Annotated in this window: 16 protein-coding genes; 6 read left to right on the top strand and 10 right to left on the bottom strand. The window is 63.7% G+C overall.

Features of this window, described 5'->3' with window-relative positions; genetic code table 11:
* Positions 1 to 24: 24 nt before the first annotated feature.
* A complete protein-coding gene (locus ACOSV0_RS36650; protein WP_434112949.1) occupies positions 25 to 3,045 on the top strand; it encodes an FAD-binding and (Fe-S)-binding domain-containing protein in 3,021 nt (1,006 codons plus the stop codon).
* A gap of 131 nt (positions 3,046 to 3,176) precedes the next feature.
* Here the strand turns inward: ACOSV0_RS36650 and ACOSV0_RS36645 are convergent, their stop codons facing one another.
* On the bottom strand, positions 3,177 to 4,115 hold the full coding sequence (locus tag ACOSV0_RS36645; RefSeq protein ID WP_434112947.1) for a helix-turn-helix domain-containing protein: 939 nt from the start codon (positions 4,113 to 4,115) through the stop codon (positions 3,177 to 3,179).
* Positions 4,116 to 4,257: 142 nt separating this feature from the next.
* Between ACOSV0_RS36645 and ACOSV0_RS36640 the strand changes: the two genes are divergently transcribed.
* Positions 4,258 to 5,157 carry a DMT family transporter gene (locus tag ACOSV0_RS36640; protein ID WP_434112945.1) on the top strand — a complete coding sequence of 300 codons (900 nt, stop codon included), beginning with the start codon at positions 4,258 to 4,260 and terminating at the stop codon, positions 5,155 to 5,157.
* Positions 5,158 to 5,734: 577 nt separating this feature from the next.
* On the opposite strand, the gene ACOSV0_RS36635 is transcribed toward ACOSV0_RS36640, so the two are convergent.
* Positions 5,735 to 7,165 (bottom strand): MFS transporter, encoded by a 1,431-nt coding sequence (locus ACOSV0_RS36635; RefSeq protein ID WP_434112942.1) that lies wholly within the window; start codon positions 7,163 to 7,165, stop codon positions 5,735 to 5,737.
* A gap of 128 nt (positions 7,166 to 7,293) precedes the next feature.
* Between ACOSV0_RS36635 and ACOSV0_RS36630 the strand changes: the two genes are divergently transcribed.
* Positions 7,294 to 8,163 (top strand): LysR family transcriptional regulator, encoded by an 870-nt coding sequence (locus ACOSV0_RS36630; RefSeq protein WP_434116029.1) that lies wholly within the window; start codon positions 7,294 to 7,296, stop codon positions 8,161 to 8,163.
* Between the two features lie 43 nt (positions 8,164 to 8,206).
* On the opposite strand, the gene ACOSV0_RS36625 is transcribed toward ACOSV0_RS36630, so the two are convergent.
* Together ACOSV0_RS36625 and ACOSV0_RS36620 are read right to left on the bottom strand one after the other, a co-directional pair.
* Positions 8,207 to 9,199, bottom strand: a complete 993-nt coding sequence (locus ACOSV0_RS36625) for a LysR family transcriptional regulator (RefSeq protein WP_434112940.1) — start codon at positions 9,197 to 9,199, stop codon at positions 8,207 to 8,209.
* Positions 9,196 to 10,623 carry an MFS transporter gene (locus ACOSV0_RS36620; protein WP_434112938.1) on the bottom strand — a complete coding sequence of 476 codons (1,428 nt, stop codon included), beginning with the start codon at positions 10,621 to 10,623 and terminating at the stop codon, positions 9,196 to 9,198. Before ACOSV0_RS36620 ends, ACOSV0_RS36625 begins: the two co-directional genes overlap by 4 nt.
* 86 nt (positions 10,624 to 10,709) lie before the next feature.
* Here ACOSV0_RS36620 and ACOSV0_RS36615 point away from each other — a divergent pair, with 86 nt between their 5' ends.
* From ACOSV0_RS36615 to ACOSV0_RS36605, 3 genes are all read left to right on the top strand, one after another.
* Entirely contained in the window at positions 10,710 to 11,375 is a 666-nt protein-coding gene (locus tag ACOSV0_RS36615; RefSeq protein WP_434112936.1) for a helix-turn-helix transcriptional regulator, read from the top strand.
* 192 nt (positions 11,376 to 11,567) lie between these two features.
* Entirely contained in the window at positions 11,568 to 11,825 is a 258-nt protein-coding gene (locus ACOSV0_RS36610) for a hypothetical protein (RefSeq protein ID WP_434112934.1), read from the top strand.
* Positions 11,826 to 11,940: 115 nt separating this feature from the next.
* On the top strand, positions 11,941 to 12,540 hold the full coding sequence (locus ACOSV0_RS36605) for a LysE family translocator (RefSeq protein ID WP_434112933.1): 600 nt from the start codon (positions 11,941 to 11,943) through the stop codon (positions 12,538 to 12,540).
* An 89-nt stretch (positions 12,541 to 12,629) separates the two neighbouring features.
* Here the strand turns inward: ACOSV0_RS36605 and ACOSV0_RS36600 are convergent, their stop codons facing one another.
* The 6 genes from ACOSV0_RS36600 to ACOSV0_RS36575 form a co-directional block, all read right to left on the bottom strand.
* Positions 12,630 to 13,853 (bottom strand): winged helix-turn-helix domain-containing protein, encoded by a 1,224-nt coding sequence (locus tag ACOSV0_RS36600; RefSeq protein WP_434116028.1) that lies wholly within the window; start codon positions 13,851 to 13,853, stop codon positions 12,630 to 12,632.
* Positions 13,854 to 14,201: 348 nt separating this feature from the next.
* Positions 14,202 to 14,480, bottom strand: coding sequence for a hypothetical protein (locus tag ACOSV0_RS36595; RefSeq protein WP_434112930.1), 279 nt, complete (start codon positions 14,478 to 14,480; stop codon positions 14,202 to 14,204).
* A gap of 366 nt (positions 14,481 to 14,846) precedes the next feature.
* A complete protein-coding gene (locus tag ACOSV0_RS36590) occupies positions 14,847 to 16,559 on the bottom strand; it encodes an FAD-dependent oxidoreductase (protein WP_434112926.1) in 1,713 nt (570 codons plus the stop codon).
* Positions 16,560 to 16,652: 93 nt separating this feature from the next.
* On the bottom strand, positions 16,653 to 17,645 hold the full coding sequence (locus ACOSV0_RS36585) for a DedA family protein/thiosulfate sulfurtransferase GlpE (RefSeq protein ID WP_434112924.1): 993 nt from the start codon (positions 17,643 to 17,645) through the stop codon (positions 16,653 to 16,655).
* Positions 17,646 to 17,983: 338 nt separating this feature from the next.
* Positions 17,984 to 18,235, bottom strand: coding sequence for a hypothetical protein (locus ACOSV0_RS36580; protein WP_007178686.1), 252 nt, complete (start codon positions 18,233 to 18,235; stop codon positions 17,984 to 17,986).
* A 362-nt stretch (positions 18,236 to 18,597) separates the two neighbouring features.
* A complete protein-coding gene (locus tag ACOSV0_RS36575; protein ID WP_434112922.1) occupies positions 18,598 to 20,295 on the bottom strand; it encodes a methyl-accepting chemotaxis protein in 1,698 nt (565 codons plus the stop codon).
* Between the last annotated feature and the right edge of the window lie 9 nt (positions 20,296 to 20,304).

The raw sequence follows: 20,304 nt of genomic DNA, 5'->3' as shown, positions 1-20,304 counted from the left end.
CCCGTTTTCTTATAGGCCGGCGATATGTCGAACTCCACTTCCGCTTTACTCGTCAAGCCGATCCATCTGGTGCCTTCGGCCGCGCGTCTTACGACACCGCTCGCGCAGCACCTGCGCAAGTCATTGCGTGGCGACGTGCTGTTCGATGCGGCGAGCCGCGGCCGCTATGCAACCGATGCGTCGATCTATCAGATCACGCCGATCGGCGTGGTGGTGCCGCGCGATCAGGACGATCTGCGCATCGCATTGGAAATTGCCCGCAGCGAAAAGGTGCCGTTGCTCGCGCGCGGCGCGGGCACGAGCCAATGCGGCCAGACCGTCGGCGAGGCACTGGTGATCGACACCAGCAAGTGGCTGAACAACATCGTCGCGTTCGATGCCGACGCGCGTACGGTAACGGTCGAGCCGGGCGTCGTGCTGGACCATCTGAATGCATGGTTGAAGCCGCATGGCCTGTGGTTTCCGGTCGATGTCTCGACGGCGGCGCAGTGTACGATCGGCGGAATGGCCGGCAACAACTCGTGTGGCTCGCGCTCGATCGAATACGGCAACATGGTGCACAACGTCGACGCGATCGACGCCATTCTTGCCGACGGCAGCGAAGCAAGATTCGCCTCATTGCGCGAGGCGCCGCAAGGCGCGCGCTTGCAGCAGATCGTCGAAGGCGTGAAGCAGATTGCCCAACGTGAACGCGATGAAATCGTGGCGCGCGTGCCGAAAGTCTTGCGTCGTGTCGCGGGCTACAACATCGACATGTTCGATTGCCAGAACCCGCGCGCCTACACCGACGACGGTATCGCGAATCTCGCGCATCTGCTGGTCGGTTCGGAAGGCACGCTGGCGTTCAGCCGCCAACTGACATTGAAGCTCGCACCGCTGCCCACGCATAAAACGCTTGGCGTGGTCAACTTCCCGACTTTCTGGCAGTCGATGGATCTCACGCAGCACATCGTCAAGCTGAAGCCGGTCGCCGTGGAACTGGTCGACCGCACCATGATCGATCTGGCGATGAGCAATCCGGCGTTCCGGCCGGTGATCGAGAAGGCGCTCGTCGGCGAGCCGCAAGCGATCCTGCTGGTGGAATTCGCGGGCGATGACCGTGACGAGCAACTCGCTTCGCTCAAACAGCTCACAGAGTTGATGGCCGATCTGGGTTTGCCCGATTCGGTCGTCGAGATGCCGGCCGCGAACGAACAGAAGGCGCTGTGGGAGGTCCGCAAAGCCGGGCTGAACATCATGATGAGCATGAAGGGCGACGGCAAGCCGGTGTCCTTCATCGAAGATTGCGCGGTGCCGCTCGAACATCTGGCGGAATACACGAGCCGTTTGACCGAAGTGTTTCATCGCCATGGCACTGAAGGCACCTGGTATGCGCATGCGAGTGTCGGCACGCTGCACGTGCGGCCGATTCTGGATATGCGGCGCGACGGCGCGATGAAAATGCGCGCCATCGCCGAAGAAGCGGCGGCCTTGGTGCGCGAATACAAGGGCGCGTATTCCGGCGAACACGGCGACGGTTTGTGCCGGGGCGAATGGGTCGCGTGGCAATACGGGCCGCGTCTGAATCAGGCGTTCGCGGAGATCAAGACGTTGTTCGATCCGGACAACCGCTTCAATCCCGACAAGATCGTGCGTCCGCCGAAAATGGACGACGCGCGCAATTTTCGTTTTGCGCCGGGCTACGAAGCGCGTCGGATCGAGACCGCGCTCGACTGGTCCGCGTGGAATGTCGAACGCGATCCGCTGACGGGGCAGGAGACGCAACCGGGCAGCGGCAACGATCTGTCGGGCGGTCTCGCGAAGGCCGTCGAAATGTGCAACAACAACGGCCATTGCCGCAAGTTCGACGCGGGCACCATGTGCCCGAGCTATCGCGTGACGAAGGATGAGCAACACGTGACGCGAGGACGCGCGAACACGTTGCGCCTGGCCGTCTCCGGGCAACTCGGCGAAGCAGGACTCGCGAGCGACGACGTCAAGGACACACTCGACCTGTGCGTCTCGTGCAAGGGTTGCAAGCGCGATTGCCCGACGGGCGTCGACATGGCGAAGTTCAAGATCGAGGCGCGGGCGGCGCGCGTCAAACGGCACGGACTGCGTCTGCGGGACAGGTTGGTGGCGTTCATGCCGCGCTATGCGGCAACGGCGAGCCGTGTGCCGGGTTTGATTGCATTGGCGGACAACGTGCCGCTGTTGTCGGCGTGGTTCAAGCGGTCGATGGGTTTCGCACCCGAACGCGCGTTGCCGCGCTTCAAGAAATCGTTTCTGTCTAACGCGGTGACCGCCAGGCCAGCCCAAGGTGGCGCGCTGAAAGAAGTGCTGTTATTCGTCGATACGTTCAACAACAACCTGGAGCCTGAAAACGCGCGCGCCGCGCAACGGGTGCTGGAGGCTGCCGGTTACACGGTGCACTTCAATACGCGTCAGGGCGAGCGCCCGGTGTGTTGTGGCCGCACCTTCCTCGCGGCCGGATTGGTCGATGAAGCGAAGCAGGAAGCGCGGCGCATGCTCGATCTGTTCAAGCCGTTTGTGGAGCGTGGCGTGCCGATCGTCGGGTTGGAGCCGTCGTGTTTGCTGTCGTTGCGCGACGAGTTTTTGCACTACGGTTTCGGCGAGGAAGCGCAGCGGCTTTCAAAGCAGGCATTTCTATTCGAAGAATTCCTGGTGCGCGAGGAAAAGGCCGGGCGTTTGCAGCTTGCGTTGAAGCCGTTGGCAAAGGAGCAGGCGCTCGTTCATGGCCACTGCCATCAAAAAGCCTTCGACGCGTTCACGCCGGTGCAAACCGTGTTGAACTGGATTCCTGAACTGAAGGTGTCGACGGTGGAATCGTCGTGCTGTGGGATGGCGGGCAGCTTTGGTTACGAAGCTGAGCATTACGCTACATCGCAGGCCATGGCGGAACTGTCGCTGCTGCCGGCAGTACGCAAGATCGACGGCAACACGGTGATGGTCGCGGATGGCACGAGTTGCCGGCATCAGATCTATGACGGCGCGGGTGTCGACGCAATCCATGTGGCGCGTGTGCTGGCGATGGCGTTGCAGTGAGAGCGGTCGGGTTGAGCCCGGGCAGGTCAGCTTGAGGTAGGGCCGCCCGGCTTAAGGCTAGCGATGAAGTCCAGAGTTGGACCTGACCAGGTCAGCCCGATTCAGTGCGCTCAACCCGCCACTATTTGCCACTACGCAGCGCTGACCACTTGCCGATACGCCGTAGGCGTCACCCCGACGCTTTCACGGAAGCGATGGCTGAAATGGCTGGCGTTCGCGTAGCCGCATTGTTCGGCGACTTGCGCGAGCGGCAGTGTCGTGGTGCGCAGCAGCGTGCGTGCGCGTTCGAGCCGTTGTTGCGCGATCCAAGCAGCGGGCGGTAGTCCGAACGACGTGCGGAACATGCGCGCCAGATGAAATTCCGACAACGCCGCTACACCGGCAAGCTCGCCGAGCGTGAGCGTTTGCGCCAGATGGCTCTCGATATAGTCGCGCAAGCGCCGCCGCGTTGCGACCGACAATCCGCCCTTGAGCGACGCATCCGTGCGGCGCACGCCTTGTGCGCGCAGCAGCAGACTCAACACCTCGTGCGCGGTTTCGTTGGTGCGCAGCACGCCATCGGGGTCTTGCCAGTCTTCATTCGCGAGCGACTGACACAGGCTCGCGATGCGGGCGTCTTCGAAATAGGTGCGATCGGCCAGCGTCAATTCGCGCGGTTCGCGATCGAGTTCCTGCACGGCGCGTTGCGTGAAATGTTCGGGCAGGAAGTAAAGATGCATGAAATGCATGTGGCCGCGCACCCACCAGCGCGACTCATGCTCGCCGGGCAGCGCACAGAGCCGCGACGGTGCGCCGTAGCGCCCGGGCATCTTCTGACGCTCGGTGCGATAGCCGCCATCCAGATAGCACGACAGCGTGTGATGGCCGGGCCGATCATAGACGGTCTCGGCCTCCTCGGTGTCGCGGGTCCAGACGGCGATGGCGAGCCGGTCGCCGAGCCACGCGAACCGTTCGAGACTCGCGTTGGCGCTCTGCAACGTGTGACAGACCGACTGAAGGCCGAACGGCGTTTCGGTGGATTCGATCACGGGGGCGGGCGGTCTGGCGTTCACGGAACGAGCGGGATGCATCCGATGGCAGGGTGAGCCCCAGTATACGGCGAGTGATCGCCGACGGCGCGCCGGTCCGAAAAAGTGCGCAATCCTGGACAAGTGCGGCCGCCGCCGCGGCAGCATAGTTGAGTTTCCGCTTTTTGCTGCTACAGGCTTCGTCATGAATCTTTCGCTCTATGCCGCCACCGTCCTGATCTGGGGCACCACGTGGATCGCGATCAAATGGCAATTGGGTGCGGTGCCGCCGCCCGTATCGATTGCGTGGCGCTTCTGGATTGCGGCGCTGATCCTGTTCGCGCTGCTGCGCATCATGCGCCGGCCGATCTGGCCGCCGCGCGCCGCATGGCGCTTCCTGGCCGCACAGGGCTTCGCGCTCTTTTGTCTTAACTTTCTATGCTTCTACTACGCTGAACAGGTGGTGCCGAGCGGTCTCGTGGCGGTGGTATTTTCCACCGCGCCGCTGTTGAATTCGATCAACGGCCGGCTCTTCATGGGGCGTCCGTTGCAACCGTCGGCGATTGCCGGTGCGGCGTTGGGGCTCGTCGGCATCGTGTGCCTGTTCGTCCAGCAGATGGCGGGACACCTGGGCGATCACGCGGTGTGGCTGGGACTCGCGATCGCGTTCCTGGGCACCTTATGTTTTTCCGCTGGCAATCTGCTATCGAGCCGAATGCAATCGATGGGTTTGCACCCGTTCGCCACCAATAGCTGGGCGATGCTGATCGGCGCCGGCATCTTGACGGCGGGCAGCGCGCTGGCCGGCTTTTCGTTTTCCATCGAGCCTGACGCACGTTATCTTGGCGCGCTCGCTTACCTGGCCGTATTCGGCTCGGTAATCGGTTTTACCGCGTACCTGATGCTGGTCGGGCGCATCGGACCGGAGCGGGCCGCGTATTGCACCGTGCTGTTTCCGATTGTGGCGCTGGCGGTGTCGACGGTATTCGAAGGCTACCGATGGTCCGCATTGGCCGTGGTCGGGCTCCTGCTGGTGGTGGCCGGTAATCTGGTGGCGTTCGACGTCACGCGGCGTATCTTTGTGCGGCGGATGAAAACTTCCTGAGGACGCGGCAGTGCATTAGTCAGCTACCGCCTACTCCGGCCGCTTTTCTAGGCTATAGAACAGATCAGGAAACAGCGATACCCGACACGACTACGCCAGCACCGTTGACACTAAAGGTGAGCCTTTCCGGGAGAAAAGAAGTGAACCGAATACCCCACTGGTGAGCTTTTCCGGGACTGAGAAAAGCGCAAAGCCAGCAACTACGGGGGGCACCGAACACCTGCCGCGCAAAGAAGCAGCCCTATGGTTCAGGAACAACGCGTCGGCGCGCGCAGCGCCGCCGGAAGAATGACGGCCTTGTCACCAGGGCTGAATGTGCGGGAACACAGATTCCAGATGGACCGCTACCGTGACTGTGCGGGGGACCCGCTTAAGAGTTAGCGGTGTGAGCTGCTTTCTTTTGCCTACTTTTCTTTGCAGCAGGCAAAGAAAAGTAGGTGCCTGCCCCGCACAGGGGCGACACTAATAAACCAATAACAAAACAAGGAAAGGCCAACACCGTAGGCACCCAGCCAAGCGCCGCGCAGGCAAAACAAATCAAAAAACCACCGTAAGCAAACAACCAACAAGCCCCCGGCTAAGCAACACCCTGCCCCCCACCCCACACCGGCGCAAAAGCCGCAACCACAGCCAGCACAGCCGCGCCGGCATACATCACCAACCCCATCCCAGCAACAAACCACAACGCCGTCGACACATGCGGCGCCAGAATCGTCGCCGCCCCCGCCATCGCGACACCAACGAGACCACCCGCCTGCCGCAGCGCATTCAACAATCCTGAGGCCACGCCAGCCAACTCACCGGGCACCTGTTCCAGCACGGTCGAAATCATCGGCGGCACCGACAACGCCGTACCACCGCCGAACATCACCATCGCCGCATACGTGACGACCCACGGCGCGCGCCACTCCAGACTCATTGCCATAGCCGGTACCGCAATGGCGGCCAGCACGAGTCCCGTTGTCATGAACTGCGTCGCCGTGAACCGCCCGTGCAACTTCCCAGCCAGCACGTTGCCGAGCGACAGACTACCGGCGAGCGGCAACAGCGTAAGACCGATCTGCCGCGCGTCGAAACCGAACTCGCCGTGCAGATACAGGCTCAACTCAAACAACAATCCGAAGTAACCGACGTAGACGAGCGTGCCCATCGCATTCATCGTCACGAACATGCGGTTGCTGAACCACTCGACCGGCACCATCGGATGATGCGCGCGCCGTTCGACGGCGACGAGCGTGAGCGTCGCCAGGACGGCGAGCAGTGCTGCGCCCCACACCTCGCGGGCAGCGATCCCGCGCGACGGCAATTCGATTGCCGCATAGCAGAGCGCTCCGAGCGCGACAATGCTCGCCAGTTGCCCGCTCCAGTCGAAACGGCGGCCGACGCTGCGCGTGGAATGACGCACGACGACCCACGCGCCGGCGAACGCAAGCAGCCCGGTCGGCACGTTGATCAGAAACGCGCTGCGCCAGCCGAACCCCTGCACGAGGAGGCCGCCCAGCACCGGCCCGATTGCCGCCGCGACCGAGGCAATCCCGGCCCATGCCGCGATGGCGCGGCCGCGCTCGACAGGGTCGTCGAACGTGCTGCGCACGATGGCAAGCGACGCCGGCAGGAACAGCGCCGCGCCGCTGCCTTGCACGAAACGCGCGACCACCAGCGCGCCGACATTCGGCGCCAGCCCGCAAGCCGCGGAGGCGGCGACGAACAACGCGAGTCCCCACAGGTACACCGCCTTCGCGCCGAACCGGTCGGACGCAACGCCGCCCGCGAGGATCAGTGCGGCGAAGCTCAGCGTGTATGCATCGACGATCCACGCGAGACCGCCCACGGACGCGCCCAGGCTGGTGTGCATCGCCGGCAGCGCGACGTTGACGATGGTGGTGTCGAGCACGGCCATGAACATGCCGCTCGCCACCAGCGCCAACGTCAGGCGCGGACGTTTAGCTTGCCGCGCCGTGTCGGCAAGCGCGGCAGGCAGCGGTTGTTCAGCGGTGCATTCGGTCATCGCACGTTCCTTGGACTAACTTTGCAATTGGGTCGATCGACGAAGTCTAGTCACATGTGCAAATGCAATAAAGCAGTGAATGTGCATGTGTATCATGCAAAAGTGCATCACGGACAACGCAGCCAATGATCAACTGGGACAACGCACGATTTTTTCTCGCCGTGGCGCGCACGGGGACGCTGCGCGGCGCGGCGGCGCAACTCAATGTCGATCAGGCGACGGTCGGCCGGCGGATCTCCGCGCTCGAAGAAACGCTTTCTACGACGCTGTTTCTGCGCACCCCCGCCTTGTTCGTGCTGACGCCAGCCGGCGAAGCGTTGCTCGGGGCGGCCGAGACGATGGAGCAGGCAGCCCTGTCGATCGAACGGCGGATTGCCGGGCTCGACGATCAACTGGCCGGCACGATTCGCGTCGCCACTACCGATTCGCTCGGCAAGCGTTTCGTGATGCCGGCCATTGCCAAAGTACGGCGCGCGCATCCGGGCATCGAGATCGTCTGCGTGACGTCCGCGCAGATCACCAATCTGACGCGGCGCGAAGCCGACGTGGCGATCCGCACGCTGCGGCCCGATGCGCCGGACCTGATCGCGCGCAGGCTCGGGCAACTGGAGGTCGGTATTTACGCGTCGCGCGAATACATTGCAGCACGCGGCGAGCCGCGCGAAGGCGAGGCGTTCGAGGGTCACGATCTGGTGATGTATCAACAGCCGGCCTCGCCATCAATGTGGGCGCCGTTATGTGGCGAACCGACTTCGCGCGGGCGCCTCGTGTTCCAGACGCAATCCACGGCGATGCTGTTCGAGGCGGCTCTTGCCGGCTTCGGTCTCGCCGAGTTACCGTGTTTTCGCGCCGATTACGAACCGGAACTGGTGCGTGTCATGCCGCATCTTGGAGAGCCATTCGATGTCTGGGTGGTCGCGCATGCCGATCTGTACAAGACCGCGCGGATTCAGGTGCTGATTGCGGCGGTGGCAGAGGAGTTCGCTCAGGCGCGTTGAGAGGTGCTAATGCATCTCCGTGCGTGTTGGCACGTCGATGCACTTAGTGCGCTGTCGTATCGCCTTCGTGAATCCGCTGCGCGTCGAGCACCGGCCACGGCGGTGGATCGGCCAGCGGCGACACAGCCTTAACCATTCCTGGTGCGTTGTCGAATACTTCGGCGAGCCAGTCGACAAAGGCACGCACGCGCGGCGAAATCTGCCGGCTTTTCACATACGTCACGGAGAGGGCGATCGGTGTCGGCTTGCACTTCGGCAGGATTTCGACCAACTGTCCCGATGCAAGATACGGTGCAGCGGCGGCGCGCCCAGGCTGAATCATCCCCAGCCCTTCGAGCCCGCACGCGAGGTACGTGTGTTCGTCGTTCACCTGAATGAAGCCGTCCACTTTTACCTTGCTCGCCCGCGCCGCCACGTTGAAGTCGAAGTCCACGCGCCGGCCGGTTTGCGTTGACAGCCAGTTCACCGCGACGTGATCCGAGAGATCGTCCAGGTGACGCGGCTCACCGAATCGCGCGAGATACGTGGGGCTCGCGCAGGTGACGCGTTCGAGCAACCCGAGGCGGCGTACGAGCAGCCGGGAGTCGGGTAGCTCGCCCAACTCGATGCTGCAATCCACGCTCTCGCCGGCCAGATCGAGCGTGCGATGACTCACGCCGAACGCGAGCTCGACATGCGGATGCAGCGCGCGAAACGAGGCCAGGGCGGGCACCACGATCGACGCGGCGATCATGCCCGGCATCGCCACACGCAAGCGGCCGCGCAGATTCTCCGGGCTGTTGAACAGGCCCGACTCGACTTCGTCGATTGCGGCGAGAATCTGCGCGCAGCGCTCGTAGTAGGCGGCGCCTTCCGCGGTTAGCGTGACCTTGCGTGTCGTGCGCACCAGCAATTGCACGCCGAGCAGGGATTCGAGCGACTGCACGGTGGTCGTCGCGGTGGCGCGAGGAATCTCGAGCGACTCGGCGGCGCGCGTGAAACTGCTGGCATCGACGATCTTCACGAAGATCCGCATAGCCTGCACTCGATCTATCACGATGCTTCTCCGGTAAGGCGCGCCGGGTGGCGGATCAGCCACGCAGCGAGCAGGGGCGCGAGCGCGAACGTCGCGAACAGCCAGAGCGCGGTGTGTTGCGCGCCCGGCAGCGGCGCGAGCGCCGTAAGACCGGCGCCGTTTGCGACGAGCCCCGCGAGCGCCGAGCCGAACGCCATCGCGAACAATTGAATGGTGGTGATCGACAGCGAGGCGAGGTTTTCTTCGCCCGGCTGCGCGGCGGTGAAGACGCGCGTGAGCAGATGCGGCCAGCCGATCCCGACACCCAGTCCAACGCTTGCGAGCGCCGTGCACAATGCGACCGCGCCAGGCCAGCCGTCGAACAAACCGGCTATCGGCATCAGCCATGCGAGTACTGCGAGTCCGAGTGCCGCGACCACCGGCCCGGCCCGGCTCAAGCGCTGCGCGGCGGTGGCGGAACGGCCGGCGCTGAACATCGAGCCGGCCGACCAGCCGGCCGCCATCAAGGCGGTCAGATAACCGGCGGCCAGCGGCGAACGTCCGTGAATTGTCTGCAGGAAATACGGCACGAAGATTTCGCTGGTCACGCCGATACCGAGCAGGCTCATGCAGGCGTAGAGGCTGCCGATCCGCGTGCGAATCGAGAACGATCCGCTTGGTAACAGGCGCGTGTGAGTGTTGCTGCGTTCGAGTCTTGCGAGCAGCCATACGAAGCCGAGACCGGCGATGACACCGAGCGCGTTCCAGCGCATGTCTTCGGTTAATGCGGCGAGCGAGATCACCAGTACCGAGGCGCCGAGCAGGCTGACCTTGAGCAAGGGGATCGGCTGAGCCGCTTCGCCGTGGGCGCGCTTGCCGTCGACCTCGCGATTTATGATCACGGCGAGCAGCAGCACGACCGGCAGCAGCACCCAGAACGCCAGCCGCCAATCGCCGAGCTGCGCGAAGATGCCGCCGACCGCGGGCCCGCATAACGTCGCCACGCCCCACATGCCCGACACCAGCCCCATCGCACGAGGCCACAGGCGTTCTTCGAACACCACGCGAATCAGCGCGTAACTAAGGGCGAGCAGAATGCCACCGCCGAGCCCTTGCAGGGTGCGGCCGGCGAGCATCCATAGCATCGACGGCGCGCTCGCGCACACCACGGTGCCCAGTGCGAACACCGCCAGCGCGCCGAAGTAGGCGGAACGCGCGCCGAGCATCGCGAGCAGGCGCACCGACAACACCGAGCCGAGAATCGACGCGACGACGAACAGCGTGGTGTTCCACGCGTACAGTTCGAGCCCGCCAATGTCATGCACCACCGATGGCAGGATCGTCGTTGCCACATACACGTTGGTGGCATGCAGTGCGACGCCGCCCGCGAGGCCCAACGCCCGCCAGCCGTTGCTGCCGCTGAGCAGATCGCTCCAGGCCGGGACATCCGATTGCAGATTTTTCATGTCGTGGACAGCCGTGCGAGGCTGGCTTATTATGCAAGTATTGGCTTGGATAATAATGTGCTCCGATGAGATATGCAAATGAAAGCTTGGAAAATTCACCGGTGCTCGCGCAGGCCGCGTCGGCTGCTGCGCCGGTGGATCGCATCCTGAATCTGTTGAAGACTCAGGGGCTTTTGTCGACGGCGTCGATTGCGGGCGAACTCGGCATTACGGTCGAAGCCGCGCGGCAGCAGATCCAGAAGCTGCTGACAGGCGGCTTGATCGAAGGGCGCCAGGCGTCGCAGGCCGGGCCGGGGCGGCCGAGTCAAAGCTGGGGTTTGACGGAAGCAGGTAACGCACGCTTTCCGGACACGCATCCGCAATTGACCGTGCAATTGCTCGGCTCGATCCGCCATCTATTCGGCGAAGAGGGGCTCGACAAATTGATCGACCAGCGTGCGATGGAAACGCGCGCGAACTATCTCGCGGTGCTCAAGCCGATCAAGGGGCTCAAGGCGCGGCTGGCCAGACTCGTGGAGCTGCGTAGCGCGGAAGGTTATATGGCCGAGTTGCAGAAAGACGGGCGCGACTGGCTGCTGCTTGAGAACCACTGTCCGATCTGCGCGGCGGCGCGCACCTGCCAGGGCTTTTGCCGCACGGAGTTGCAGTTGTTCGCGGAGATCGTCGGCGAGGACGGCTCGATTGAGCGGGAGGAGCACGTGCTCGCCGGGGCGCGGCGGTGTGCTTATCGTGTGAGGCTTAAGAGCAAATAGTGGCGCATTGCCGCGTATGTTTATGTGCTTCGACGTGCGCGCGGCAATTCTGATGTATCGATGGACGCTTTAAGGTAGATCATGTGGATCGCGCTGAGTCCGATCACGAATAGACGCCAGCGCACGATCGGTATATAACAACGTGAAAGGATGGCCTCGTTCACTGATGCATCAATTGAGAGACGTTTCATCATGACGCAAGACGTAACGCCTAAGCCGCCCACGGGCGACCGGCCCGACCTGGAACACCTCGATGCCGCGCTCAGTCACGTGGATCAGCAGGTTTCGTCCGGCAGCATTGCTTCGGGTGCCGCAAAGGGCATTCTGTATAGCCTGATCGAAACCCTCGGCGCGTTCGTCGGCGATCCCGATCTGCCTGAGCACGCGCGTTCGGGTTACGAGGGTTTGCTGGAAGCCGCTCGCGAATTGCGCGCGAAGCTCGACCGCTAAAGGCGGTGGCGCGCCGCCTGCGGGCGGTGTGGCTCGCATCGCAATCGCCGCCGTATTTCGGCGGCGCGGTGCTCTGTGATAAAAAGGCGCATTGTTTCCACCCATGCGCCTTTTTATGCTTTCCTCGTCTGCGCTCGCGTTGCTGGCTGTCGGCATCATCGTGGTGCTGATCACGCCAGGTCCGACCAACACGCTGCTTGCGGCCGCGGGTTTGCGTCAGGGCGTGCGGCTTTCCCTGCCGCTGATCGCCGCCGAACTGGCCGGCTATCTCGTGTCGATTTCAGTGTGGGGACATTTTCTCGCGCAGGCCGCGCACGCGTTGCCGTGGTTGCCTTCGCTATTGCGCGTGGCGGCTGGCGTGTACATCGCATATCTCGCCGTCGATATGTGGCGCGCGGCGGTGGCCTTGCCCGACTCGACGCAGCGGGTGAGCGGCATGCGTACGCTATTCGTCGCGACGCTGCTCAATCCGAAAGGCTTGTTGTTCGCCGGTACGATCTTTCCTGCCATCGCGTTCACACATATGCCCGCATACGCGATGGCGATGCTGATATTCGCCTGCCTGCTGGTGCCGATCGCGCTTGCGTGGATCGCGTTCGGCGCGGCGCTCGGCAGCGGCAAACTCACCTGGCTGAATCCGGTGAAGATGCAGCGCGGCGCGTCGATTGTGCTGGGCGTGTTTTCCCTGTCGCTCGCATGGGCGGCGCTGCATTAAGAACGCATGTCGTGCCGAGTAGCGCTTACGCTTCCAGATTGTTGTCCACGCTCAGCGCCTCAAGCCATGCATGTCGTGCCGAGTAGCGCTCACGCTTCCAGACTGTTGTCCACACTCAATGCCTCAAGCCATTCCGGCGGAGCGGACGTGATGTCCAACTGCGGTGTGCCATGCCAGTCCGCGCAGCGCTGCAATGCGCGGCGCAGATCGCCCGCAAGCCTCGCGCTGAGCCGCACGCCGGGCTCGATATGCAGTGATTTCAGTTCGAATACACCGTTGGTCCGATGCGCTTTCGCATCCACGCGGCCGACCAGGCGCCCCCGGCTCAAAAGCGGCAGCACGAAGTAGCCGTATTTGCGCTTCGCCGCGGGTGTATAGCATTCGATCGCGTAGTCGAAGTCGAAGAGCGCGGCGGCGCGCTTGCGGTCCCACACTACCGGGTCGAACGGCGACAGCACCGTGGTGACGGTTGAGGCGAGCTTGCCGGTTGCCGCGTCGTCGATCATCGGCGCGAATTCATGATGGACGAAGGTGTCCTGCTTCCAGCCTTCCACTTGCACCGGGATCAACTCACCCCGATCGGCGAGCGCACGCAGTTCGTCGCGATAGGGACGGCGCGGCAGCCGGTAGTAGTCGGCAACCCAATCCGCGCGTACGATGCCGAGCGCGCGGCAGGTACGGCGCAATGCTTCCTCGGTGACGGTTTCCCGCGGCGGCAGGTCGCGCGCGTCGTCCCAGTCCGGTAACACGCGTTCGGTCAGATCGTAGACGCGATGAAAATTGCGCCGCTCGGCCACCATCAATTGCCCGATTGCGAACAGCACTTCCAGATGGCGCTTCTCCGGCTTCCAGTCCCACCAGCCGTTGCTCTTGCCCGCTTCACGGGCGAAATCCGCTGAACGAACAGGGCCCGTCGCACGGATATGCGCGAGCAGTTTGTCGATGTCCTTGCGATACTTCTTGTGCCATTCAGCCGCGTATTTCCAGCCCATATCGCTCGGGTCGAGCATGCGGTGGCGCAGCAGGCCGTAGTCTTCGATCGGGACGAAACAGGCTTCATGCGACCAGTATTCGAACAGCTTGCCTTCGGCGAGATGCTCGTCGAGCCATTGCTGCGGATAGGCGCCGAGCCGGCTGAACAGCACGAGATAGGGACTGCGCGCGACGACGTGGATCGTGTCGATCTGCAATTGCGCCATGCGGCGGATCGCGTCGAGCACGTCGGCTTTGACGGCCTTGCGGCGCGGCGGAGTCAGCAAACCTTGCGCGGCCAGATGCAGGGTGCGCGCGGCGGATAACGGCAGGGTCTTCACGCGGGCGTCGGTCACGGGCTTTGATCAATGAGTGACTGCGATGGGAGCGGACGCGAGGTCCGGCCTAGGTCAGCAGTCGCTACTGTAGCGTGAATACGGCAGACGAATCGGCGTGGAAGGCAACCGGAGCGTGGCGCTGTGGGAGGTACGGCGGTGGGCACAATGACAGCGGCTCGGCGGCTCGGCGGCTCGGCGGCTCAGCGGCTCAGCGGCTCAGCAACCCCGCAACCCCGCAACCCCGCAACCCCGCAACCCCGCAACCCCGCAACCCCGCAACCCCGCAACCCCGCAACCCCGCAACCCCGCAACCCCGCAACCCCGCAACCCCGCAACATGGCCGAACGCAAATTACCAGTCGCGCCTGTGGTGCTTATCCCAGCCGCGGTGGCGGCCATGGTCATGGCGCTCGCGATACCCGCGGTAGTAATCGCCGCGATATCCGTAGCCATACGCGGGTTGCACAGGCGCATAAACCACTGGCGGCGGCATATAAACCACGGGCGGCGGGGCATATATGGGGCCGGGTGTGTTGACGAACACGCCGACATCGACCCGGGCCGAGGCGGTGGTCGATGCGCAGGCGGCGGCAAGGCCGAAGGCGGCGAAAACGATCGCGCGTTGGATCATGCTTGTCTCCTGTGTCGACCAGAGTTAGCGCTTTAGCGCTTACTCTGGTCCCATGCAAAGCTGTCGACCCAGAGTTCGCGCTTCAGCTCTTACTCCGGTCCCGTGCAAGATTGCGCTCGAAAGAGCCAGCTATTCGCTGTCGAATAGCTAACGGTTATATTACGAGACAGAAAGCAAGACAGGTGCAACCAGTTGAAGGCGTGTGTAACAGCCGGTTACCTGGGGGACGGGGCAGGATGGAACTGTGCGTCGGATTGTGACGCGGAAGCCGGAAGCTAATGGCCGGACGAAGACCGCCGCCCGCCGCCCGGTCGTGACGCGAGCGGAGCAAGGCGGGCGCGTGAAGGATATGTTCGAGCGAGGTGCTCAGGCGCCCAAAGCCACCGCTTCGCCAGTCGATACCGCCAGCAACTGGTGGATCTGCGCGACCACCGCCGCGCCTTCTCCGACCGCTGCAGCGACGCGTTTCGTCGACCCGGCGCGCGCGTCGCCGATCGCATACACACCCTCGACAGTCGTCGCGAGATCGCAGACAGAGGCTCCGTCCACGCTGGTACCGGTCAGCACGAAGCCTTTGTCGTCCAGTTGCACGCCGCAGGTGCGCAGCCAGTCGGTATTCGGATCAGCGCCGGTGAACAGGAACAGATGCCGCGTATCGAAGCTCTGGGTGCCGTCCGGCAGCGGCCTCTTCAACGAGACCGACGCCAGCCCGATTTCGTCCGCCTCGAGCCGGCCGACCTCCGAGTGCGGGTGCACGAACACATTCGGCAGCGAACGGATCCGGTCGATCAGATAGCGCGACATGGTGGCTTCAAAGCCGCTGCGGCGGATCAGTACGTGAACCTTGGCCGCGTGCGTCGCCAGATAGACGATCGCCTGGCCCGCCGAATTGCCGCCGCCCACCAGCACGATCTCCTGACGCTTGCACAGCTTGGCCTCGACCGGCGACGCCCAGTAATAAACGCCGCGCCCATCGAAGCGGTCGAGCCCTTCGAGCGCCGGGCGCCGATAGACCGCGCCGCTCGCGATCACGATAGTGCGGGCAGTGATCTTGCCGCCGCACTTGAGCTCCAGCCGATACGGCGACTCCGCGCAATGCAGCGCCTTCACATGGACCGGAATCGCGACGTGCGCGCCGAATTTCTGCGCCTGCACGAACGCGCGGCCCGCCAGCGCCTGACCGGAGATGCCGGTCGGAAAGCCGAGATAGTTTTCGATCCGTGAACTGGCGCCCGCCTGGCCGCCTGGCGCACGGCTGTCGAGCACGATCACCGAGAGACCCTCGGACGCCGCGTACACGGCCGTGGCGAGGCCTGCCGGCCCCGCGCCGACGATCGCGACGTCGTAGACGTGCGAATCGTCGAGATCGGGCAGCAAGCCGAGGCAGGTGGCGAGTTCCGGCATGCTCGGGTGACGCAGCACCGAGCCGTCCGGGCAGATCACCAGCGGCATGTCTTCTTTCTGCGCGGCGAATTGCTCGATCAGACGCAGCGCGTCTTCATCGCGTTCGTCGATCACCGAGTGGGGATGGCCGTTGCGTGACAGAAAGCCTTGCAACATCACGAGTCTGGCGTCGCTGCTGTTGCCGATCAGGATCGGACCGCCCGCGCCCTTTTCGATCAGCGACACGCGCCGCAGGATCAGCGCGCGCATGATGCGCTCGCCCAGTTCGGCTTCGGCGACAATCAAGGCGCGCAGCTTGACCGGCGGAATCAGCAAAGCGTCGACCGAATTCACGGCCATGCCGTTGACCAGTGCCGGACGTCCGGACAACTGGCCGACTTCGGCGAGAAAATGCCCGGCGCCATGCTCGGCAATCACGACTTCGCGTCCGATGCCATCGCGCTGATAAACCTTTACGCGCCCATTCAAGATCACGAACATGCCCGGGCCGGTGTGGCCGGTCTCGAACAGCAGCTCACCGGCTTCCCAATGGCCCACTTCGCCGAACCGGCGCAGACGGTCGATCTCTGCACACGTGAGTTCGGGGAACATCTGATGCATGCGCGTCGCGAGCGACGAAAACGGCGCGTCGGCGACGACGGCTTGTTGCCCTTCTGCTTCTTGAGTCGACAGCATTGAACCGCTCCTTCTGTGTTCATCCTGATTGATCGACACGGGGGGCGAAGCGGCGCGGGCGCGCGAGGGCGCCGATAGGAATGCGCTGCTGCGCTACACGGCCTTCGGCGCGATATCGTCGACCGCCACGTCGGGCGGCGGCATGCCGGGCAGGGCGTCCACCGTCTTGCCCGAGTCGCGCCAGGCTTCCATGCCGCCGCGCAACGGCAGCACGTCGGCGAAGCCGGCTTCGTTCATCTGCTTGGCCATCCATGCCGCGGATATTTCGTTCGGGCATGAACAGTAGATCACCACCTTCTGATCGTGCGGGTACGTCGCGACGATCTCGTCGAGTTGCCGTTCGTCGGCGAATTGTGAACCCGGAATCACGAACGGGTCGAGCGCGCGCTTTTCCTGCGAGCGGATATCGAACAGTACCGGGGTTTTGCCGGCCGCCACCAGTGCCGCCAGCTCCTCGACTTCCATCCGCTGGGTCGCGAGCTTGGAAATCAGCTGGCGCCGGCGAATCCAGCGATAGGCCGCATACAGCAGCAGCAACGCGACGACCACCAGCGCGGCCGTGCGCCCGAGGCGTCCGGCCATGGCGAACAGCATGTCGATCTGGCGGGCGAACAGCGCGCCGATGATCAGGCCCGTACCCGACCACAAGGCGGCGCCGACGCCGTCGTAAGTCAGGAACGTGCGGTAGCGCGTGCCCATTGCGCCGGCCATTGGAATCGACACGATCGACAGGCCCGGCACGAACTTCGCCACCGCCAGCACGCGCACGCCCCAGCGGCCGAAAAAGCGTTCGGTCTTTTTTACACAGGTATCGCGCGATAGCGAAAGACGGCAGATCGTTTTCAGCGTATTGCCGCCGTACAGACGGCCGGCGAGATACCAGGCGCTGTCGCCGATCAGTGTGGCGAAGATCGACAACACAAGGACCGGCATCAGTTGCGTGCCCACTGACCCGGGATGCATGGCCGCCATCGCCCCGAACAGCACGAGCGACGGCATCGCCGGCACCGGCAGCCCGAGCGAGGCGGCCAGCACGTTGGCGAAAACCAGCGCCGGTCCATATTGCTCGACGAGATCATGTAGCATCGGCTTACATCCGCGGCCCTTTCGAGTGCGGCGCAGGTAGGGAAAGCAACGGGGTATGTAAGGATTATGGACGCATTTTCAAGACGTGCAAATGTCCGGAAAAGCGGACCATTATTCGCGTGTTAAAAGCGCGGCGGTGGCTTGCCTGGCGGGTTAAAGGCGCGGAATAGAGGCGCAAATGGAACAAAGCGAACCGGATTGAAGCTGTCACGGCAAGCAGGCGATAAAGAACCGCCTACGGATGCTCGTAGGCGGTTTTGCGGTACGCAAACCAAAGCTGGCGATACAGAAACGGCGCACGGCATTCGCGCTTAAGCGCAATACCGTGCGGGGCAGCTTTATTGACGATGATTGTGCTGTTCGCCCGGCAATTCCGCGCCATGCGCGCGAATCGCCGCGATCAGTTCGGCCGGCGTGATTTCGTAGCGCACTTCGCGGTGAATGCCTGGCTTGCGCTCATCGACCTCGATCAGAAGAATGCCTTTGCCGTCTTCTGTCGATTCGAGGCGCAGCGAGCGGAGTTCGCGCGCCGTTGCGTCGTCGTATTCGGTGAGCAGGGCCATTGACCCGGAGGACCCGGTAGTGCGCATCGAGGTTGTCCTTGTTCCGTTGTTGATCGAACCATTGTACGGGCGTACCGCCAGGCTGGCGCGCCGCCTGTCGTGCCGCGTCACAACCAGTTTAACGCGACTCCCCGCAACGACGGATGCATTTTTCGTGCCCCGTGGCGGTGCAATCCTTCTCCCCGGCTGTCATGGTGCTGACGCGCGCATCGGTTAAGGCCGGGCGCGACGAGAAAAACAACTGGAAAAAAATAGCCCGTCCTTGAAGGGACGGGCTGCTAAACGCCGTTGTTACTTGGGTCAGCCTGCCCTTGCAACTCATTGGGCGCTGACGTTTCCATCCTGCTGCGTCAATTCCGGGCTGTCGAGGTGGGAGTAACGCCGATCTATCAGATCAATGTCAATTCTTCCTGCTCGTCCTCATGCGCGATTCCTTGCGCGGCGTCGCGCCTGAGGCCGGGCGCCGGCGTGTGTGCCGCATGCAGCGCTGCCCCGCGCGTGGGTATCTGCGGCGGCGGCACGTGCGTTGCATCGGCGACGGTGAAAAGGCGCACCACTTCGTCCAGCACGTCGGCCTGTTCCGCGAGACGTTGCGCCGTGGCTGCCGCCTGCTCGACCAGCGCGGCGTTCTGCTGCGTGGCGCCGTCGAGATGCGAGACCGCCTGGTTGACCTGGCGAATCCCTTCCGCCTGCTCGCTGCTCGCATTGGCCACGTCGACGATGATCGACGACACGCGGCTCACCGCTTCGTCGATCACGCGCATCTGTGAGGTGGTGCGTGCAACCAGTTCGGTGCCGAGCGCTACTTCGGTCGCACTCGCCTCGACTACCGACTTGATTTCCTTCGACGACGCCGCGCACCGTTGCGCCAGCATCCGCACTTCACCCGCGACGACCGCGAACGAGCGGCCCGCTTCGCCCGCGCGCGCCGCTTCGACGGCGGCATTCAGCGCGAGGATGTTGGTCTGGAAAGCGATGCCGTCGATGACGCCGGTGATGTCCGCGATGCGCTTCGACGCCGCCGTGATGCCGGCCATGGTCTGCTCGACCTGACCCGCGATCTTGCCGCCGACGGCCGCCGCCGCTTGCGCGTCTTTCGCCAGATCGAGCGCACGTACGCTGGCATCGGCATTGGCCTGCACGGTGGTCGTCAATTCTTCCATGGTGGCGGCGGTTTCTTCGAGCGACGCCGCTTGCAGTTCGGTGCGGCGCGCGAGGTCGACATTGCCGCTGGAGATTTCGCGCGCGTTGTCGAGCATGCCGGTGATCTGCGCGCGCACGTCGTAGACAATTGCCGCGAGATTCGCTTTCAGTTGATTCAGCGCTTGCAGCACATCGCCGAGATCGTCGTGTCGCGCGATCGTCAGATCGGCGGTCAGATCGCCCGCGGCGAGGCGGGTCGCAAAGCCGGACATGTCGCGAATCGGTTCGGCGAGTTGCCGCGTCAGCACCCGCCAGGAGACGAGGCTGAAGGCGGTGGTGACGCCGAACGCAATCCAGAACGGCAGGGGTGGTGTGCCCTTCCATGCGGCGAGGCCGGTTAGCAGCAAAGCCAACGGCGTGATCGCATAGCCGATTGCCGCACGCGTCGCGACCGGCATACGCATCAGCGCTTGCAAACGGCCGAGCATGCCGGTGCGCACCACGACGCCGCGATGCAGCTTGAACGCCCGCGATTCCCCGGTACGGATCCGCTCATACAACGCAGCGGCTGCGCGCACCGCGTCGCGCTCCGGTTTCACGCGCACGCTCAGATAGCCGACCACCGCGCCTTTGTCGACGACCGGCGTCACGTTCGCACGCACCCAGTAATGGTCACCGTTCTTGCGGCGATTCTTGACGAGCGCGGTCCACGGGCGACCGTCGCGGATGGTGGTCCACATGTCGGCGAAGGCTTCACGCGGCATGTCCGGATGACGGATCAGGTTGTGCGGCTGGCCGATCAGCTCGTCGCGCGTGTAGCCCGAGACAGCGATGAAGGCCGGGTTGCAATACTGAATGCGGCCAGTCAGATCGGTCGCGGAAACAAGCATTTGCGACGAAGGGAATTCGTACTCGTGCCCGCTGACGGGCTGGTTATTGCGCATGGCTTTCCT

This window comes from Paraburkholderia caffeinilytica (genome assembly GCF_051027425.1).
Lineage (GTDB): Bacteria > Pseudomonadota > Gammaproteobacteria > Burkholderiales > Burkholderiaceae > Paraburkholderia > Paraburkholderia caffeinilytica_A.
Note: the sequence above shows the minus strand (reverse complement) of the source record. Positions and strands in the feature narration are given on the sequence as shown.

Bases quoted from the DNA above. Each gene is read 5' to 3' on its own strand.
- ACOSV0_RS36650 (WP_434112949.1), top strand. From the start codon at position 25: ATGTCGAACTCCACTTCCGCTTTACTCGTCAAGCCGATCCATCTGGTG.
- ACOSV0_RS36645 (WP_434112947.1), bottom strand. From the start codon at position 4,115: ATGCATCCCGCTCGTTCCGTGAACGCCAGACCGCCCGCCCCCGTGATC.
- ACOSV0_RS36640 (WP_434112945.1), top strand. From the start codon at position 4,258: ATGAATCTTTCGCTCTATGCCGCCACCGTCCTGATCTGGGGCACCACG.
- ACOSV0_RS36635 (WP_434112942.1), bottom strand. From the start codon at position 7,165: ATGACCGAATGCACCGCTGAACAACCGCTGCCTGCCGCGCTTGCCGAC.
- ACOSV0_RS36620 (WP_434112938.1), bottom strand. From the start codon at position 10,623: ATGAAAAATCTGCAATCGGATGTCCCGGCCTGGAGCGATCTGCTCAGC.
- ACOSV0_RS36610 (WP_434112934.1), top strand. From the start codon at position 11,568: ATGACGCAAGACGTAACGCCTAAGCCGCCCACGGGCGACCGGCCCGAC.
- ACOSV0_RS36605 (WP_434112933.1), top strand. From the start codon at position 11,941: ATGCTTTCCTCGTCTGCGCTCGCGTTGCTGGCTGTCGGCATCATCGTG.
- ACOSV0_RS36595 (WP_434112930.1), bottom strand. From the start codon at position 14,480: ATGATCCAACGCGCGATCGTTTTCGCCGCCTTCGGCCTTGCCGCCGCC.
- ACOSV0_RS36590 (WP_434112926.1), bottom strand. From the start codon at position 16,559: ATGCTGTCGACTCAAGAAGCAGAAGGGCAACAAGCCGTCGTCGCCGAC.
- ACOSV0_RS36585 (WP_434112924.1), bottom strand. From the start codon at position 17,645: ATGCTACATGATCTCGTCGAGCAATATGGACCGGCGCTGGTTTTCGCC.
- ACOSV0_RS36580 (WP_007178686.1), bottom strand. From the start codon at position 18,235: ATGCGCACTACCGGGTCCTCCGGGTCAATGGCCCTGCTCACCGAATAC.
- ACOSV0_RS36575 (WP_434112922.1), bottom strand. From the start codon at position 20,295: ATGCGCAATAACCAGCCCGTCAGCGGGCACGAGTACGAATTCCCTTCG.